Below are 17,598 nucleotides of genomic sequence, written 5' to 3' on the forward strand. Positions count from 1 at the left end.
CCGCCCAGCTGCGGCGCCATCTCGATCAGCGTGACGCGGTGCCCGGCGTCGGTGGCCCGCACCGCCGCCGCCAGGCCGGCCCAGCCGCCGCCGATGACGGCGACGCGCTTCACCGGCCGCGCCAATTGGTCTTCATCGCGATCCAGAGCTTGCGCAGCGGCGTCAGCGAGATGCGCTGATGCAGCACCTGGAACTGCTCGGCCTCGATCTCCCGCAGCAGCGCGCGGTAGATATGGGCCATCATCAGCCCGGGCTTTTGCGTGCGCCGGTCGGTCTCGGGCAGCAGTGCGAAGGCTTCGTCGTAGAGCGCATGGGCACGCCGGGCCTGGAACTGCATCAGCGCGCTGAAGCGTTCGCTATAGCCCCAGGGCTTCTCACGCTTGAGAATTTCGTGGGCCTTGACGTCGAACTGCTGCAGCTCCGAGATCGGCAGATAGATGCGGCCGCGTCGCGCATCGTCGCCAACGTCGCGGATGATATTGGTCAGCTGCAGGGCCTGGCCCAGCTTGTGGGCGTAGGCGATGGTGGCCGGTTCGCTGCGGCCGAAGATGCCCGAGGCCACCTCGCCGACCACGCCGGCCACCAGATGGCAGTAGCGCTGCAGGCCCGGGTAGTCCAGATAGCGGGTCTGCTCCAGGTCCATCTGGCAGCCGTCGATGACGGCCATCAGATGCTCGAGCCGGATGTCGTAGTCGGCCACATGGGGCATCAGCGCCTTCATCGCCGGATGCTGCGGCGAGCCGGCAAAAGCGCCGGCCGCTTCCTTGCGCCACCAGGCCAGCTTGGTGGCGGCGATGCCGGGGTCCTGGATTTCGTCGACCACATCGTCGATCTCGCGGCAGAAGGCGTAGAAGGCGGTGATCGCGGCGCGGCGCGGCGGCGGCAGGAAGAGGAAGGCGTAGTAGAAGCTCGATCCGCTCTTGGCCGCCTTGTCCTGAACGTATTGCTCGGGTGTCACTGGGCCTCCACGCGAGCGTTCTGGCTCGCATTCATACGCAGGGCCCGCCACAGCATCGTGGGCAGGTCTATCGCATGCAGACGGGGGCGGGTGAGCAGGGTGGCGTGATCCATGGCCTTGATTTTCGCAAGAATGCGCAGGCCGCCTTGTACCACCAGGCGCAGCTCCCAGCCGGTCCGACCGGGCAGCCGGTGCACCAGCGGCGCGCCCTCGTGCATCAGGTACTCGGCCCAGTCGCACAGTTCGCGCAGCAGGGCGCGGGCGGCGGGGCTGTCTTCGCAGCGCTGCAGGGCCTCGGCGCTCAGGCCGTGGCGTGCCAGGTCTTGCTGGGGCGCGTAAACGCGGCCGCGCGGGCCGTCGCGGCTCATGTCCTGCCAGAAATTGATCAGCTGCAGGCTGGAGCAGATCGCGTCCGACTGGCGCAGCGCCTGTGCGTCGCCGACGCCATACAGATGCAGCAGCAGCCGACCGACCGGGTCGGCCGAGCGGCGGCAGTAATCGAGCAGCTCGGCGCGGTCGGCATAGCGGGTCTTGACCAGGTCCTGCTCGAAGGCGTCCAGCAGCGCTTCGAGCAGGGGCAGCGGCAGCCGGTGGCGCTGCAACACCGGGCCCAGCGGCGTGAAGACGCGGGCAGCCCAGCGCGGCGAGGGCGGCTGGCCCCGCGAGACCGCCTGCAGATCCGCGCGGTAGGCGCGCAGCTCGGCCAGGCGCTGTTCGGCCGAGGCCTCGCCCTCGTCGGCGATGTCGTCGGCGGTGCGGGCGAAGTGGTAGATCGCGGCAATGGCCGGGCGCAGGGCCGGCGGACAGAGCCAGGAAGCGACGGGAAAGTTTTCGTAGTGTTCTATGCTCACGGCCGGCATTGTGTGCGCAGCCGGAGGGTGTGCTGATGCGCGAGGTCGCCAAAACAAGGCACAGCCGGGTTTGACAGGCCTCAAAGCGACAAATACATTACTGACCAATTAGTCAGTTACTGCGGCGCTGCCGGCTTTGATGAGGTTACCCATGTCCCAAGTCCAATCCCTGGGTCTGCTGCTGGCGTCGGCCCTGCTGCTGTCCGCCTGCAGCAAGCCCGCTCCCGCGCCCGAGCCCGAGCGGGCCGTGCGCACCCTGGTGGTGGCCAGTGACAGCGCCGGGCTGACCCATGAGTACGCGGCCGAGCTGCGCGCCCGCACCGAGTCGCGCCTGTCCTTCCGGGTCAGCGGCAAGCTGCTGGAGCGCCGCGTCAATCTGGGCGATACCGTCAAGCCGGGTCAGCTGCTGGCCCGCATCGATGCGCAGGACCTGCTGCTCGCCCAGGACGCGGCGCGCGCCGGCATGCAGGCCGCCCGCGTCAACCGCGACCAGGCCGGTGCCGACTACAAGCGTTTCATCGAGCTGCACCAGCAGGGCTTCATCAGCGCGGCCGAGCTGGAGCGGCGCGACGCCGCCTTCAAGGCCGCCCAGGCCCAGCTGGATCAGGCCAAGGCGCAGTCCAGTGCGCAGAGCAATCAGTCGGCCTATGCCCAGCTGACGGCCGATGCCGGCGGTGTGGTCACGGCGGTGTATGCCGAGCCGGGCATGGTGGTGGCGGCCGGCACGCCGGTGCTGCAGCTGGCCCATGCGGGGCCGAAAGACGTGGTGTTCTCGGTGCCCGAGCAGATGATTGCCAGGCTGCGCGCGGCGGCCAGTCGGCCCGGCGCGCTGACCGTCAAGCTCTGGGGCAGCGAGCAGGCGGCGCAGCCGGTGCAACTGCGCGAGGTGTCGGCGGCGGCGGACCCGACCACGCGCACCTTCCTGGTCAAGGCCGATGCCGGCAAGCTCGATGCGCGGCTCGGCCAGACGGCGACCGTGCTGCTGGAGCTGCCCAAGCAAGCCCATGTGATCAAGCTGCCGCTGACGGCGGTGCTGGAGCAGCAGGGCAAGACCTCGGTCTGGCTGCTCGACGGCAAGACCATGACCTTGAAGCTGCAGCCCATCCAGGTGGCCGGTGCCGACGGCAATGAGGTGGTGGTGTCCGGCGGGCTGGTGCCCGGCCAGGAAGTCGTGACCGCCGGTGTCCATGTGCTGACTGCGGGCCTGAAGGTCAAGCGTTATGCCGAGCCCGCAGCCGCGGCCGCTTCCCGTTAAGAACAAGGCCAGGCGCGCATGAGCACTTCGACCAAGCCCTATGTGGGCTCACGCTTCAATGTGTCCCGCTGGGCCTTGGAGCATCCGGCCCTGACCCGCTATCTGATGGTGGTGCTGATGGTGATGGGCTTTGCCGCCTATTTCCAGCTGGGCCAGGACGAGGACCCGCCGTTCACCTTCCGCATCATGGTGGTCCAGGCCTTCTGGCCCGGCGCGACCGCGCAGCAGGTGGCCGAGCAGGTGACCGACAAGATCGAGAAGACGCTGCAGGAGGTGCCCCATGCCGACAAGATCCGCAGCTTCACGAAGCCGGGCGAGTCGCTGACCCTGTTCCAGCTGAAGGACAGCACGCCGGCCAAGGAGGTCGCCGGCACCTGGTATCTGGTGCGCAAAAAGGTCGGCGATATGCGCCACACCCTGCCCCAGGGGGTGCTCGGGCCGCTGTTCAATGACGAATTCGGCGATGTCTATGGCTCCATCCTGGCGCTGTCGGCCGATGGTTTCAGCCGCGAGGAGTTGCGCGAGCATGCCGACCGGGTGCGGGCCCAGTTGCTGAAGCTGCCCGATGTTGCCAAGGTCGAGACCTTTGGCGCCCAGGCGGAAAAACTCTTCATCGAGATCTCGCAGAAGCGCCTGGCCGAACTGGGCCTGGACTTCGGCCAGGTGATCAATCAGCTCGGGGCGCAGAACGCCGTCGAGGGCGCCGGCGTGCTGAATGCCGGCAGCGGCAATCTGCAGGTTCGTATCGGCGGCCAGCTCAATTCGGTGCAGGCGCTGAAGGACTTTCCGATCCGCGCGATCAATCCGGCCACCGGCATCGCCAGCAGCATCCGCCTGTCCGACATCGCGGAGATCAAGCGCGCCTATGCCGATCCGCCGTCCATCATGGTGCGCCACCAGGGCAAGGATGTGGTGGCGCTGGGCATCTCGATGTCCAAGGGCGGCGACATCATCGCGCTGGGCAAGGCCTTGCAGGCGGCCAGCGCCAAGATCCGCAAGGAGCTGCCGGCCGGCATCGAGCTGGCACAGATCCAGGATCAGCCGCAGGCGGTGACGCGCTCGGTCAACGAGTTCGTGCAGGTGCTGATCGAGGCGGTGGTGATCGTGCTGGCGGTCAGCTTCATCGCGCTGGGTCTGCACACCAAGCCGCTGCGCATCGACATCTGGCCCGGCCTGGTGGTGGCGATCACGATCCCGCTGGTGCTGGCGATCACCTTTGTGACGATGTTTTACTGGAGCGTGGGCCTGCACAAGATCTCGCTGGGCTCGCTGATCATCGCGCTGGGCCTGCTGGTCGACGACGCCATCATTGCGGTCGAGATGATGGTGCGCAAGCTCGAAGAGGGCTACGACAAGATGCACGCCGCGACCTTTGCCTATGACGCGACGGCAATGCCCATGCTGACCGGCACCCTGATCACGGCGGTGGGCTTCCTGCCCATCGGCATGGCCCAGTCGGCCACCGGCGAATACACCTTCGCGATCTTCGCGGTGACGGCGGCCGCGCTGGTGATCTCCTGGGTGGTGTCTATCTATTTCGTGCCCTATCTGGGCTCGCTGCTGCTGCGCAGCCATGTGGCCGGCGAGGGCGGGGCGCATGAGCTGTTCGACACGCCGTTCTACAACCGCTTTCGCCGCCTGGTGCTGTGGTGCGTGCAGAACCGCTGGAAGACCATCGGCATGACGGTGCTGATCTTCGCGTTGGGCCTAGTCGGCATGGGGCGGGTGCAGCAGCAGTTCTTCCCGGACTCCAGCCGCCCGGAGATCCTGGTCGACTTCACGCTGCCCGAGGGCGCGACGATAGAGCAGAGCCGCGCGATCGCGCAGCGCTTTGAGGCACGCATGATGCGCGAGCCGGGTGTCGACTCGGTCAGCACCTGGATAGGCAGCGGCGTGCCGCGCTTTTATCTGCCGCTGGACCAGATCTTCCCGGCGCCCAACGTCAGCCAGGCCATCGTGCTGCCGAAGAATCTGCGCGAGCGCGAGGCCTTGCGCAAGCGCCTGCCGGCGCTGGTGGCGGCCGAGTTCCCCGAGGTGCGCAGCCGCGTCAAGCTGCTCCCCAACGGGCCGCCGGTGTCGTATCCGGTGCAGTTCCGCGTCGCCGGCAGCGATGTCGCGACCGTGCGGCTGTGGGCCGACCAGGCCAAGGCGATTCTGCGCGCCAACCCGAATATGCGCGGCGTCAACGACAACTGGAACGAGTCGGTCAAGTCGCTGCGCCTGGAGGTTGATCAGGACAAGGCGCGCGCGCTGGGCGTCAGCAGCCAGAGCCTGGCGCAGGCCTCGCGCACCCTGCTGTCCGGCAGCACGATAGGCCAGTACCGCGAGGGCGACAAGCTGATCGACATCGTGCTGCGCCAGCCGCTGGCCGAGCGCGAGGCCATCACCGATCTGGGCAATGCCTATGTGCCGACCGCCAGCGGGCGCAGCATTCCGCTGACCCAGATCGCCAAGGTCAGCTTCGAATGGGAGCCGGGTCTGCTGCAGCGCGAGGGCCGCAATTACGCGATCACCGTGCAGGGCGATGTGGCCGAGGGCCTGCAAGGAGCCACGGTCTCGGCCCAGATCTGGCCGCAGCTCAAGGAGCTGCAGGCCAAGATGCCGCTGGGCTATTCGATCGATGTGGCCGGGGCGGTGGAGGAAAGCAGCAAGGGCCAGGGCTCGATCGCGGCCGGTGTGCCCATCATGCTGTTCATCACTTTCACCTTGCTGATGCTGCAGCTCCAGAGCTTCTCGCGCTCGATGCTGGTGTTCCTGACCGGGCCGCTGGGCATTGCCGGCGTGGCGGCGGCGCTGCTGCTGCTGGACCGGCCTTTCGGCTTTGTCGCGCTGCTGGGCGTGATCGCGCTGATGGGCATGATCATGCGCAACTCGGTGATCCTGATCGACCAGATCGAGCAGGACCGCGAGCGCGGGGTGCCGGCCTGGCAGGCGATTGTCGAGTCGGCCGTGCGGCGCTTCCGGCCCATCGTGCTGACGGCCGCGGCCGCCGTGCTGGCCATGGTGCCCCTGTCGCGCTCGGTGTTCTGGGGGCCGATGGCCGTGGCCATCATGGGCGGCCTGATCGTCGCGACCGCGCTGACCCTGCTGGCGCTGCCGGCGATGTATGCGGCCTGGTTCCGCATCCAGCGCCCCAGCGACGCCGCGTCGCGCTTCTGACAGCCCGGGTTTACCTGGGCCAAATTTTCATGCCGGCGAGAGGCTACAATCTCCGGTTTGCCGAATTGCCACAGGGTTGAGGCGGCGCCGGGGATCTTCTTCGGCGTCAACACAATCCTGGATCCACTCGCGCGGGTGGCGAAATTGGTAGACGCACCAGGTTTAGGTCCTGACGCCTTCACGGGCGTGCCGGTTCGAGTCCGGCCCCGCGCACCAGATAACTTTGTATTGAGTCAACTATGGCTGTCACCGTCGAAACCCTCGAAAAGCTCGAACGCCGCATCACGCTCACGCTGGCGGCCGCTGACATCAACAGCGAAGTCGAAACCCGTTTGAAGAAGCTGGCCCGCACGGTCAAGGCCGACGGCTTCCGCCCCGGCAAGGTGCCGATGAGCGTGGTCACCCAGCGTTATGGCTACTCGGTCCAGTACGAGGTCATGAACGACAAGCTGGGCGAGGCCTTCTCCAGCGCCGCCAACGAAGCCAAGCTGCGCGTGGCCGGCATGCCCCGCATCGCCCAGAAGGACGAGGCCGGCGAAGGCCAGATGGCGTTTGACGCCACCTTCGAGGTCTATCCCGAGGTCAAGATCGGCGACCTGTCGGCCGCCGAAGTCGAGCGCATCGGCAGCGAAGTGACCGATGCCGCGATCGACAAGACCGTCGAGATCCTGCGCAAGCAGCGTCGCACCTTCGCTCAGCGCGCCGCCGCCGAGGCTGCCAGCGACGAGGACCGCGTCACGATCGACTTCGAAGGCAAGATCGACGGCGAGCCCTTCGCCGGCGGCAAGGCCGAGGCCTTCCAGTTCATCATCGGCGAAGGCCAGATGCTGGAAGCCTTCGAGAAGGCCGTGCGCGGCATGAAGTCGGGCGAGTCCAAGACCTTCCCGCTGGCCTTCCCTGAGGACTACCACGGCAAGGACGTGGCCGGCAAGGAAGCCGACTTCCTGGTGACCTTGAAGAAGATCGAGGCCCAGCACCTGCCCGAAGTGAACGAGGCCTTTGCCAAGTCGCTGGGCATCAAGGAAGCCACGGTCGAGGCGCTGCGCGCCGACATCAAGAAGAATCTCGAGCGCGAGGTCAAGTTCCGCGTGCTGGCCCGCAACAAGGGCGCCGTGATGGACGCTCTGGTGGCTTCTGCCGAGCTGGACGTGCCGAACGCGCTGATCGCCAGCGAGACCGAGCGCCTGGTCGCCAATGCCCGCGAGGATCTGAAGAAGCGTGGCATCAAGGACGCCGACAAGGCGCCGATCCCCGAGGAGCTGTTCAAGCCCCAGGCCGAGCGCCGCGTGCGCCTGGGCTTGGTGGTGGCCGAGCTGGTGCGCGCCACCAGCCTGCAGGCCAAGCCCGAGCAGCTGCAAGCCCATATCGAAGAGCTGGCGCAGAGCTACGAGAAGCCGGCCGAGGTGGTGCGCTGGTATCTGAGCGACCGCGAGCGTCTGGCCGAGGTCGAGGCCGTCGTGATCGAGAACAATGTGACGGACTTTGTGCTGTCCAAGGTCAAGGTCACCGACAAGGCCCTGCCGTTCGACGAGCTGATGGCGACCGCCAACTGAGCGTTGGTCTGAGCTGAGCGCAAGGGCGCCGCGCCGCAAGGCCGGCGCCTTTGCCCTTTCTGCGGCCTCCCGTCTTGAAGCGACATAATCAGCCCCAATAACAAAGCCTCACTTGCGAGGACATTCATGAGCGCGCTGGAAACAAGCAATCTGGGCAAGGTGCCCATCGTCATCGAACAATCGGGCCGCGGCGAGCGCGCCTATGACATCTACAGCCGCCTGCTGCGTGAGCGCATCGTCTTCCTGGTCGGCCCGGTCAATGACGCGGTGGCCAATCTGGTGGTGGCCCAGCTGCTGTTCCTGGAAAGCGAAAATCCGGACAAGGACATTTCCCTCTATATCAACTCCCCCGGCGGCAGCGTCTCGGCCGGCATGTCGATCTTCGACACGATGAATTTCATCAAGCCCCAGGTGGCGACCCTGTGCATGGGCATGGCGGCCAGCATGGGCGCCTTCCTGCTGGCGGCCGGCGCCAAGGGCAAGCGCATGTCGCTGCCCAATGCCAAGATCATGATCCACCAGCCGCTGGGCGGCGCCCAGGGCCAGGCCACGGACATCGAGATCCATGCCCGCGAGATCCTGAAGACCCGCGAGCAGCTCAATCGCATCCTGGCAGAGCGTACCGGTCAGAGCCTGGAGAAGATCCAGCTGGACACCGAGCGCGACTATTTCATGTCCGCTCCCGAGGCGCAGAGCTACGGCCTGATCGATCAGGTGCTCGAAAAGCGCCCCTGAACTCGGGGCCGGACTCAACTGGTGCTGGATCGGGGCCCTTATCGACGCAAGGGCCCCGTCGGCGTTTGAACTATCATCCCATCAGGCACTCACGCCTGAATTTGAAGCAGATCCATGGCCGAGAAAAAAGGCAACTCCAGCGAAAAAGTCTTGTACTGCTCCTTCTGCGGCAAGAGCCAGCATGAGGTGAAGAAGCTCATCGCCGGCCCGTCGGTATTCATCTGCGACGAGTGCATCGAGCTGTGCAACGACATCATTCGCGATGAAGTGCCCGCCGACAGCACGCCGGCGCGCGCCAGCAAGTCCGATCTGCCCGTGCCCAGCGAGATCAAGGCCAGCCTCGACAACTATGTGATTGGCCAGGACGTCGCCAAGCGCACCCTGGCGGTGGCGGTCTACAACCATTACAAGCGCCTGCGCCATATGGCCGGCAACAAGGATTCGGTCGAGCTGTCCAAGAGCAACATCCTCTTGATCGGCCCCACCGGCTCCGGCAAGACCCTGCTGGCCCAGACCCTGGCGCGCCTGCTGAATGTCCCCTTCGTGATCGCTGATGCGACCACGCTGACCGAGGCCGGCTATGTCGGCGAGGATGTCGAGAACATCATCCAGAAGCTGCTGCAGAACTGCAATTACGATGTCGAGCGCGCCCAGCGCGGCATCGTCTACATCGACGAGATCGACAAGATCAGCCGCAAGGCCGACAACCCCTCAATCACCCGCGATGTCTCGGGCGAGGGCGTGCAGCAGGCCTTGCTGAAGCTGGTCGAGGGCACGATGGCTTCGGTGCCGCCGCAGGGCGGGCGCAAGCATCCGAACCAGGACTTCCTGCAGATCGACACGACCAACATCCTGTTCATCTGCGGCGGTGCTTTCGATGGCCTGGAGAAGGTCATCCAGAACCGCTCCGAGAAGTCGGGCATCGGCTTTGGCGCGACGGTCAAGACCAAGACCGAGCGCCGCGTCTCCGAGGTCTTCCGCGAGGTCGAGCCCGAGGATCTGATCAAGTTCGGTCTGATTCCCGAACTGGTCGGCCGTCTGCCGGTCGTGGCCACCTTGGGCGAGCTGACCGAGGACGCGCTGGTGCAGATCCTGACCGAGCCCAAGAACGCCTTGCTGAAGCAGTACCAGCAGTTGTTCGCGATGGACGGTGTGGAGCTGGAAGTGCGACCCTCCGGCCTGGCGGCGATTGCCCGCAAGGCCTTGGCCCGCAAGACCGGTGCCCGCGGCCTGCGCTCCATCATGGAGCAGTCGCTGATCGACACCATGTTCGAACTGCCCGCCCTGGATGGTGTGGCCAAGGTGGTGCTGGACGAGCACAACATCGAGGAAGAGGCCAAACCCCTGCTCGTGTATCGCGAGCAGGCCAAGGCCAGCGCCTGATCTATCCTTCCCCTTCGGCGTCTTGCATTTACCCCCTCAGGCCGCAGATGGGCCTGAGAAAGAGAGGTTTTCATGTCCGGTCATCCCGTTCTGCCCGCCGAACCCATCACCCTGCCGCTGCTGCCGCTGCGCGATGTGGTGGTGTTCCCGCATATGGTGATCCCGCTGTTCGTCGGGCGCCCCAAGTCCATCAAGGCTTTGGAAGCCGCGATGGAAGCCGGTCGTCAAATCATGCTGGTGGCCCAGAAGGCCGCCGGCAAGGACGAACCCAAGCCCGACGATATGTTCGAGGTTGGCTGCGTCTCCAGCATTCTGCAGATGCTCAAGTTGCCCGATGGCACGGTCAAGGTGCTGGTCGAAGGTCTGCAGCGCGCCAGCACCAGCAGCATCACCGAGACCGAGGAACACTTTGTTGCCGAGGTCGTGCCGATTCCGCCGGAGGCCGATACCAAGCCCGAGGTCGAGGCGCTGCGTCGCGCGGTGACCCAGCAGTTTGACCAGTACGTCAAGCTCAACAAGAAGATCCCGCCCGAGATCCTTACCTCGATCGCCGGCATCGACGATGCCGGTCGCCTGGCCGACACCATCGCCGCGCATCTGCCGCTCAAGCTCGACGCCAAGCAGTCGGTGCTGGACCTGTCCGAGGTCGGCAAGCGCCTGGAGAAGCTGCTTGATCTGCTCGAGCACGAGGTCGATATCCTGCAGGTCGAAAAGCGCATCCGTGGTCGCGTCAAGCGCCAGATGGAGAAGAGCCAGCGCGAGTACTACCTGAACGAGCAGGTCAAGGCGATCCAGAAGGAACTGGGCGACGGCGAAGAGGGCGCGGACCTCGAAGACCTGGACAAGAAGATCCAAGCTGCCCGCATGCCCAAGGAAGCCCGCAAGAAGGCCGACAGCGAGTTGAAGAAGCTCAAGCTGATGTCGCCGATGTCGGCCGAAGCCACCGTGGTGCGCAACTACATCGAGACCCTGGTCAACCTCCCCTGGAGCAAGAAGACCAAGATCAAGTACGACCTCAGCAATGCCGAAGGCGTGCTGAATGAAGACCATTACGGCCTGGACAAGGTCAAGGACCGCATCCTCGAGTACCTCGCGGTGCAACAGCGCGTCGACAAGGTCAAGGCGCCCATCCTGTGCCTGGTCGGCCCCCCGGGTGTCGGCAAGACCTCGCTGGGTCAGTCGGTGGCGCGCGCCACCGGCCGCAAGTTCGTGCGCATGGCCTTGGGCGGTGTGCGAGACGAGGCCGAGATCCGCGGCCACCGCCGCACCTATATCGGCTCTATGCCGGGCAAGGTGCTGCAGTCGCTGTCCAAGGTCGGCACGCGCAATCCGCTGTTCCTGCTCGACGAGATCGACAAGCTGGGCATGGATTTCCGCGGTGATCCGTCATCGGCGCTGCTGGAGGTTCTGGACCCCGAGCAGAACCACACCTTCGGCGACCATTACGTCGAGGTCGATTTCGACCTCAGCGATGTGATGTTCGTGGCCACCTCGAACTCGATGAATATCCCGCCGGCCCTGCTGGACCGGATGGAGGTCATTCGCCTGTCCGGCTACACCGAGGACGAGAAGGTCAATATCGCCCAGCGCTACTTGCTGCCCAAGCAGCGCAAGAACAATGGCGTCAAGGACGAGGAGATGGACGTCACCGAGTCGGCCATCCGCGGCATCATCCGCTACTACACCCGCGAGGCTGGCGTGCGCTCGCTGGAACGCGAGATCTCCAAGATCTGCCGCAAGGTGGTGAAGAATCTGGCGCTGAAGACCGTCGAGGGCCAAGCTGTCGTTACCGAGGACAACCTCAACGACTTCCTGGGCGTGCGCAAGTACGACTTCGGCCGTGCCGAGAAGAAGAACCAGGTCGGCCAGGTGGTCGGTCTGGCCTGGACCGAGGTGGGTGGCGATCTGCTGACCATCGAGGCGACAGCGATGCCGGGCAAGGGCAACATCATCCGCACCGGTTCGCTGGGCGATGTGATGAAGGAATCGGTCGAGGCGGCCCGCACCGTCGTGCGTTCGCGCGCCCGCCGCCTGGGCATCAAGGACGAGGCCTTCGAGAAGCGCGATGTGCACATCCATGTGCCCGATGGCGCGACGCCCAAGGACGGTCCCAGTGCCGGCGCGGCGATGACGACGGCCTTTGTCTCGGCGCTGACGGGCATCCCGGTGCGTGCCGATGTGGCGATGACCGGCGAAATCACGCTGCGTGGCGAGGTCACCGCGATCGGCGGCCTGAAGGAAAAGCTGCTGGCTGCGCACCGTGGTGGCATCAAGACCGTGATGATTCCGGAAGAGAACGTCAAGGACCTGCAGGACATTCCGGAGAACGTCAAGAACCAGCTCGAGATCGTGCCGGGGCGCTGGAGTGATCGGGTGCTGGACGGGGCGCTGGAGTCGAGGCCGGGGGCACGGCCTGATGAAGAGCCGGCCGGGGCGGCCACGGCCGACGCGGCCGTGGCGGCGCCTCCGGCGGCGACGCACTGAGATTTGAGTCATGCAAGGCCTGGAGGCCTTGCGTGAGTTCTAAAATCCGGTATAGAATAGCTGCTTCAGCGCAAACGGCGCAGGACGATTGAAGAAATTCAAACATCCAGCGAGCAGTGTGTTGAAACTATGCGGGTGTAGCTCAGTTGGTAGAGCGCGACCTTGCCAAGGTCGAGGTCACGAGTTCGAGCCTCGTTACCCGCTCCACAAAAACCGGTTCGCACCGGGTTCGGCCAGCAGGCTTGACAACAGTCTGCTAATGAAATGCGGGTGTAGCTCAGTTGGTAGAGCGCGACCTTGCCAAGGTCGAGGTCACGAGTTCGAGCCTCGTTACCCGCTCCAGGCATATAAATGGGAAGCCCCGGCTTCCCATTTCCATCAGTGCTTCACCAAAAGCAGTGATGGCGGTAAGAAAATCTGATTTCTAAGGCGCGGTAGCAAAGCGGTTATGCCCCGGATTGCAAATCCGGTTAGTCCGGTTCGACTCCGGACCGCGCCTCCAAGAATTCAATGCGGGTGTAGCTCAGTTGGTAGAGCGCGACCTTGCCAAGGTCGAGGTCACGAGTTCGAGCCTCGGTACCCGCTCCAAAAAAACCGGTTCGCCCCGGGGTCGGCCAGCAGGCCGGACACAATGCGTCGAATGAAATGCGGGTGTAGCTCAGTTGGTAGAGCGCGACCTTGCCAAGGTCGAGGTCACGAGTTCGAGCCTCGTTACCCGCTCCAAAAAAACCGGTTCGCACCGGGTTCGGCCAGCAGGCCGGACAAAATGCGGCGAATGAAATGCGGGTGTAGCTCAGTTGGTAGAGCGCGACCTTGCCAAGGTCGAGGTCACGAGTTCGAGCCTCGTTACCCGCTCCAAAAAAACCGGTTCGCACCGGGTTCGGCCAGCAGGCCGGACAAAATGCGGCGAATGAAATGCGGGTGTAGCTCAGTTGGTAGAGCGCGACCTTGCCAAGGTCGAGGTCACGAGTTCGAGCCTCGTTACCCGCTCCAAAATGAAAAGGGAAGCCTGATGGCTTCCCTTTCTCATTTGTGCCGCAGTGATAATGCAGCCCACGCCCGGGTGGTGAAATTGGTAGACGCAGCGGACTTAAAATCCGCCGACCTTGCGGTCGTACGGGTTCAAGTCCCGTCCCGGGCACCATGCCCTTCGAGGGCCATAACGACCAACGAGGGGTGGCGGTGGGACTGTTTGCACAAGAGTTGCTGAATCCGGGCGTCAAGAAGCGTGAGGTGTTCGGCTGGTCGATGTATGACTTCGCCAACTCCGGCTACACCACGGTGGTGCTGACCGCCGTCTATAACGCCTACTTCGTTGGCGTCATCGCGCAGTCCAGCGCTTCGGCCACCTTGCTGTGGACCTCGCTGATCGCGCTGTCCAGCTTTCTCGTCATGCTGATCATGCCGGCGCTGGGGGCTTATGCCGATGCGCGCGCGGCCAAGAAGCGGCTGCTGATGCTGATGACCACGGGCTGCGTCATCTCGACGATAGGGCTGGGCCTGGCCGGTCAGGGACAACTGGCTTGGGCCGCTCTGGCGGTCGTTGTCTCCAACACCTGCTATGCCTGCGGCGAGGCCTTGATCGGGGCTTTCCTGCCCGAACTGGCGCGGCGCGATTCGCTGGGGCGGGTGTCCGGCTGGGGCTGGGCCTTCGGCTATTTCGGCGGCATGCTGGCGCTGGGCCTGAGCCTGGCCTATGTGCTGCATGCGCAGGCGGCGGGGCTGAGCGCCAGCGAGTTTGTGCCGGTGACCATGTACATCACGGCCGGTGTCTACGCGCTGGCCGCGCTGCCGACCTTTGTGCTGCTGCGCGAGCGCGCCCAGGTTCAGACGCAGCCGGCGCCGGCGCAATCGGCGCTGAATCGCCTGAAGGCGTCCTGGCAGCGGGCGCGGCGCTACCCCGATTTCATGCGCTTTCTGGCCTGTGGTGTCAGCTATCAGGCGGGCATTGCGGTGGTGATCGCCTTGGCGGCGGTCTATGCCGAGCAGACCCTGGGCTTCAAGCAGGCCGAGACCATGGCTTTGGTGTTCCTGGTCAATATCGCGTCGGCGGTCGGAGCCTTTGTTTTCGGCTATTTCGAGGATCGTGTCGGCCACAGCCGGGCCTTGAAGTTCACCCTGCTGGGCTGGGTGGCGATGATTCTGCTGGCCTTTGTCGCTCAGGGGCCGGCGTTGTTCTGGGTGGCCGCCGTGCTGGCGGGCCTGTGCATGGGCTCGAGCCAGTCCTGCGGCCGAGCGATGGTCGGCGCGCTGGCGCCGCCGGCCAGCCTGGCCGAGTTCTTCGGCCTGTGGGCTTTTGCGACCCGGCTGGCGGCCATCATCGGGCCGCTGACCTATGGCCTGGTGACCTGGCTGACGGCCGGTAACCATCGCCTGGCCATCCTCAGCACCGGCGTCTTCTTCCTGCTGGGCTGGTGGGTGTTGGCCGGCGTCAATGTGCAGCGCGGCGTAGCGGCCGCGCGCGCTTAGATTCGGACCTGGCGCGTTGACGGCGTGGTTCCACCCATGGCGCTAGCGGCCAGGCGCCTCAGTATGGCGGGGTCGCCGGTGCTTTCCAGGACCAGGCTCGGTTGACCATCCCCGGCCCAATAACGCTGAGCCTGCTTGGCAACGGCCGCCTCGATCTTCAGCAGCTGGACCTCTGGGCCCAGTGCTTGCTGGAACAGGGGCTGGACCAGCGGGTAATGGGTGCAGCCCATCAGCACGGTGTCGACACCGGCCTCGCGCAGCGGTGCGCAGCAGCGCTCGATCAGGCCCCGCAGGGCCGGGCTGTCCAACTCACCGGTCTCGATCAGGTCGGCCAGTCCGGGGCAGGGCTGGCTGAAGACCTGCACGCCTCGGGCATGGGCCTCAATCAAGGTTTGGTAGCGCGCGCTGGCGATGGTGGCCGGTGTGGCCAGCACGCCGATGCGGCCATTGCGGCTAGCCGCCACGGCCGGCTTGATGCCGGGTTCGATGCCGACGATGGGCAGCTCGGGCCAGCGCTCGCGCAAGGCGTTGACCGCGTGGGCGGTGGCCGTATTGCAGGCGACGACCAGCATCACCGCACCTCGGTTCAGCAGGTACTCGCCGATCATCAGGCTGCGGGCGGCGATGAAGTCGCTGCTTTTCTCGCCATAGGGCGCATAAGCGGTATCGGCCAGATAGTGCAGCGGCGCACCCGGCAGGGCCTCGCGCAATTCGCGCAGCACGGTCAGGCCGCCGACACCGGAATCGAAAACGCCCAGGCAGGGGGAAGTGGGGCTGAAGGTGCTTGTCATCAGGTTGCGCAGTCTAGTTTGTCGGGCCGCTCGCGCCCAAGACGTCGCTAGAATAGAACGGTCGTGCTATTTTTTCGGACATTTGACGCCTGGATGACTCAGCGTTGCCGGGGCTGGCCCGTAGAATCCGATTAACGTTAACGTCAATTAGCCTTGGAGTACTTCGATGAAGGTCTTGGTTCCTGTCAAACGAGTGGTCGATTACAACGTCAAGGTGCGCGTCAAGAGCGACGGCACCGGTGTGGACATCGCCAATGTGAAGATGTCCATGAACCCCTTTGACGAGATCGCCGTCGAAGAAGCCGTGCGCCTGAAGGAAAAAGGCGTGGTCACCGAGGTGATCGCCGTCTCCTGCGGTGTGACGCAGTGCCAGGAAACCCTGCGCACCGCGATGGCCATCGGTGCTGACCGGGCCATCCTGGTCGAGACCGACGCCGAGCTGCAGCCGCTGGCCGTGGCCAAGATCCTTAAGGCCCTGGTCGACAAGGAGCAGCCGCAGCTGGTGATTCTCGGCAAGCAGGCCATCGACGACGATTGCAACCAGACCGGCCAGATGCTGGCCGCGCTGGCCGGCCTGCCGCAGGGCACCTTCGCCTCCAAGGTCGAAGTCGCCGACGGCAAGGTCTCCGTGACCCGCGAAGTCGACGGCGGCCTGGAAACCGTCAAGCTGAGCCTGCCGGCCGTGATCACGACCGATCTGCGCCTGAACGAGCCGCGCTACGTGACCCTGCCCAACATCATGAAGGCCAAGAAGAAGCAGCTCGACATCGTCAAGCCGGCCGATCTGGGCGTGGACGTGGCGCCGCGCATCAAGACCCTGAAGGTCGAGGAGCCGCCCAAGCGCAGCGCCGGCATCAAGGTGCCGGATGTGGCCACGCTGGTGAACAAGTTGAAGAATGAAGCGAAGGTCATTTAATGGCCTTGCGGGACAGACCGCCCGAGCGTAGCGAGTAGCTCTGTCCTCAACTGACTAGAAGTCTGGAGAAATGAATGACCTCTCTCGTAATTGCTGAACACGACAACGCCTCCATCAAGGGCGCGACGCTGAACACCGTCACCGCTGCCGCCGCCTGTGGTGGTGATGTCCACGTGCTGGTCGCCGGCTCCAATGCCGCCGCCGCTGCCGCCGCTGCCGCGCAGATCGCTGGCGTCAGCAAGGTGCTGCATGCCGACGCTGCCCAGCTGGCCGATGGCCTGGCCGAGAACCTGGCCGCGCAAGTGGTGGCCATCGCCGGTGGCTACAGCCACATCCTGTTCCCGGCCACCGCCTCCGGCAAGAACGTCGCGCCGCGCGTCGCGGCCCTGCTGGACGTGGCCCAGCTGAGCGATGTCACCAAGGTCATCAGCGCCGACACCTTCGAGCGCCCGATCTACGCCGGCAACGCGATCGCCACCGTGCAGTCCAGCGACGCCACCAAGGTGCTGACCGTGCGAACGACCGGCTTTGACGCCGCCGCCGCTGCGGGCGGTTCGGCCGCCGTCGAAACGCTGGCCGCCGCCACCGATTCCGGCAAGAGCAGCTTCGCCGGCCGTGAAGTGACCAAGAGCGACCGCCCCGAGCTGACCGCCGCCAAGATCATCGTCTCCGGTGGCCGCGCCCTGGGCAGCAGCGACAAGTTCAATGAAGTGCTGACCCCGCTGGCCGACAAGCTCGGCGCGGCGCTGGGCGCCTCGCGCGCCGCCGTGGATGCCGGCTACGCGCCGAACGACTGGCAGGTCGGCCAGACCGGCAAGATCGTCGCGCCCCAGCTCTATATCGCTGCCGGCATCTCCGGCGCGATCCAGCACCTTGCCGGCATGAAGGACTCCAAGGTGATCGTCGCGATCAACAAGGATCCGGAAGCGCCGATTTTCTCGGTGGCCGACTACGGCCTGGAAGCCGATCTGTTCACCGCCGTGCCCGAGCTGATCAACGCCCTCTGAGCGCCCGCTCGAAACCGATGAAGGGCGCCCGACTGTC

General features: G+C 65.2%; 13 protein-coding genes and 9 tRNA genes. 18 read left to right on the forward strand and 4 right to left on the reverse strand.

Annotated features, from left to right (window positions below):
• The 3 genes from PO768_RS13515 to hpnC all read right to left on the reverse strand — a co-directional run.
• Positions 1-113: FAD-dependent oxidoreductase (locus tag PO768_RS13515; RefSeq protein ID WP_272646499.1), on the reverse strand; the 113-nt coding region annotated here is incomplete at its 3' end.
• Positions 110-958 carry a presqualene diphosphate synthase HpnD gene (hpnD, locus tag PO768_RS13520; protein WP_272646479.1) on the reverse strand — a complete coding sequence of 283 codons (849 nt, stop codon included), beginning with the start codon at positions 956-958 and terminating at the stop codon, positions 110-112. The genes hpnD and PO768_RS13515, both read right to left, overlap by 4 nt.
• On the reverse strand, positions 955-1,818 hold the full coding sequence (gene hpnC / locus PO768_RS13525) for a squalene synthase HpnC (RefSeq protein ID WP_272646480.1): 864 nt from the start codon (positions 1,816-1,818) through the stop codon (positions 955-957). The genes hpnD and hpnC overlap by 4 nt, the downstream gene beginning before the upstream one ends.
• A 142-nt stretch (positions 1,819-1,960) precedes the next feature.
• Between hpnC and PO768_RS13530 the strand changes: the two genes are divergently transcribed.
• From PO768_RS13530 to PO768_RS13605, 16 genes are all read left to right on the forward strand, one after another.
• Entirely contained in the window at positions 1,961-3,064 is a 1,104-nt protein-coding gene (locus PO768_RS13530; RefSeq protein WP_272646481.1) for an efflux RND transporter periplasmic adaptor subunit, read from the forward strand.
• Between the two features lie 18 nt (positions 3,065-3,082).
• The gene (locus PO768_RS13535) at positions 3,083-6,223 is read left to right on the forward strand and encodes an efflux RND transporter permease subunit (RefSeq protein ID WP_262969587.1); all 3,141 of its coding nucleotides are present in this window, start codon (positions 3,083-3,085) and stop codon (positions 6,221-6,223) included.
• Between the two features lie 129 nt (positions 6,224-6,352).
• Positions 6,353-6,439 (forward strand) — tRNA-Leu (locus PO768_RS13540).
• 23 nt (positions 6,440-6,462) lie between these two features.
• Complete coding sequence (gene tig / locus PO768_RS13545; RefSeq protein WP_272646482.1) at positions 6,463-7,776, forward strand: trigger factor; 1,314 nt, start codon at positions 6,463-6,465, stop codon at positions 7,774-7,776.
• A 126-nt stretch (positions 7,777-7,902) separates the two neighbouring features.
• Entirely contained in the window at positions 7,903-8,511 is a 609-nt protein-coding gene (clpP, locus tag PO768_RS13550) for an ATP-dependent Clp endopeptidase proteolytic subunit ClpP (protein ID WP_272646483.1), read from the forward strand.
• A 114-nt stretch (positions 8,512-8,625) separates the two neighbouring features.
• The gene (gene clpX, locus PO768_RS13555; RefSeq protein ID WP_272646484.1) at positions 8,626-9,894 is read left to right on the forward strand and encodes an ATP-dependent Clp protease ATP-binding subunit ClpX; all 1,269 of its coding nucleotides are present in this window, start codon (positions 8,626-8,628) and stop codon (positions 9,892-9,894) included.
• Between the two features lie 72 nt (positions 9,895-9,966).
• Positions 9,967-12,378 (forward strand): endopeptidase La, encoded by a 2,412-nt coding sequence (lon, locus tag PO768_RS13560; RefSeq protein WP_272646485.1) that lies wholly within the window; start codon positions 9,967-9,969, stop codon positions 12,376-12,378.
• Between the two features lie 131 nt (positions 12,379-12,509).
• A tRNA-Gly gene (locus PO768_RS13565) sits at positions 12,510-12,585 on the forward strand.
• Between the two features lie 59 nt (positions 12,586-12,644).
• Positions 12,645-12,720, forward strand: a tRNA-Gly gene (locus tag PO768_RS13570).
• 86 nt (positions 12,721-12,806) lie between these two features.
• Positions 12,807-12,880, forward strand: a tRNA-Cys gene (locus PO768_RS13575).
• A gap of 10 nt (positions 12,881-12,890) precedes the next feature.
• Positions 12,891-12,966, forward strand: a tRNA-Gly gene (locus PO768_RS13580).
• Between the two features lie 59 nt (positions 12,967-13,025).
• A tRNA-Gly gene (locus PO768_RS13585) sits at positions 13,026-13,101 on the forward strand.
• Positions 13,102-13,160: 59 nt separating this feature from the next.
• Positions 13,161-13,236: transfer RNA gene (locus tag PO768_RS13590), tRNA-Gly, on the forward strand.
• 59 nt (positions 13,237-13,295) lie between these two features.
• Positions 13,296-13,371: transfer RNA gene (locus PO768_RS13595), tRNA-Gly, on the forward strand.
• Between the two features lie 64 nt (positions 13,372-13,435).
• Positions 13,436-13,522, forward strand: a tRNA-Leu gene (locus PO768_RS13600).
• Positions 13,522-14,847 carry an MFS transporter gene (locus tag PO768_RS13605; RefSeq protein WP_440401928.1) on the forward strand — a complete coding sequence of 442 codons (1,326 nt, stop codon included), beginning with the start codon at positions 13,522-13,524 and terminating at the stop codon, positions 14,845-14,847. The genes PO768_RS13600 and PO768_RS13605 overlap by 1 nt, the downstream gene beginning before the upstream one ends.
• Here PO768_RS13605 and murI read toward each other — a convergent pair.
• The gene (murI, locus tag PO768_RS13610) at positions 14,844-15,638 is read right to left on the reverse strand and encodes a glutamate racemase (RefSeq protein WP_272646486.1); all 795 of its coding nucleotides are present in this window, start codon (positions 15,636-15,638) and stop codon (positions 14,844-14,846) included. The two genes, PO768_RS13605 and murI, sit on opposite strands and share 4 nt — an antisense overlap.
• 166 nt (positions 15,639-15,804) lie before the next feature.
• Here murI and PO768_RS13615 point away from each other — a divergent pair, with 166 nt between their 5' ends.
• Both PO768_RS13615 and PO768_RS13620 read left to right on the forward strand, forming a co-directional pair.
• A complete protein-coding gene (locus PO768_RS13615; protein WP_137941728.1) occupies positions 15,805-16,554 on the forward strand; it encodes an electron transfer flavoprotein subunit beta/FixA family protein in 750 nt (249 codons plus the stop codon).
• Positions 16,555-16,628: 74 nt separating this feature from the next.
• Complete coding sequence (locus PO768_RS13620) at positions 16,629-17,561, forward strand: electron transfer flavoprotein subunit alpha/FixB family protein (RefSeq protein WP_272646487.1); 933 nt, start codon at positions 16,629-16,631, stop codon at positions 17,559-17,561.
• Positions 17,562-17,598: the final 37 nt, after the last annotated feature.

Origin of the sequence: Paucibacter sp. XJ19-41 (assembly GCF_028462495.1) — a bacterium.
Taxonomy (GTDB): domain Bacteria; phylum Pseudomonadota; class Gammaproteobacteria; order Burkholderiales; family Burkholderiaceae_C; genus Roseateles_E.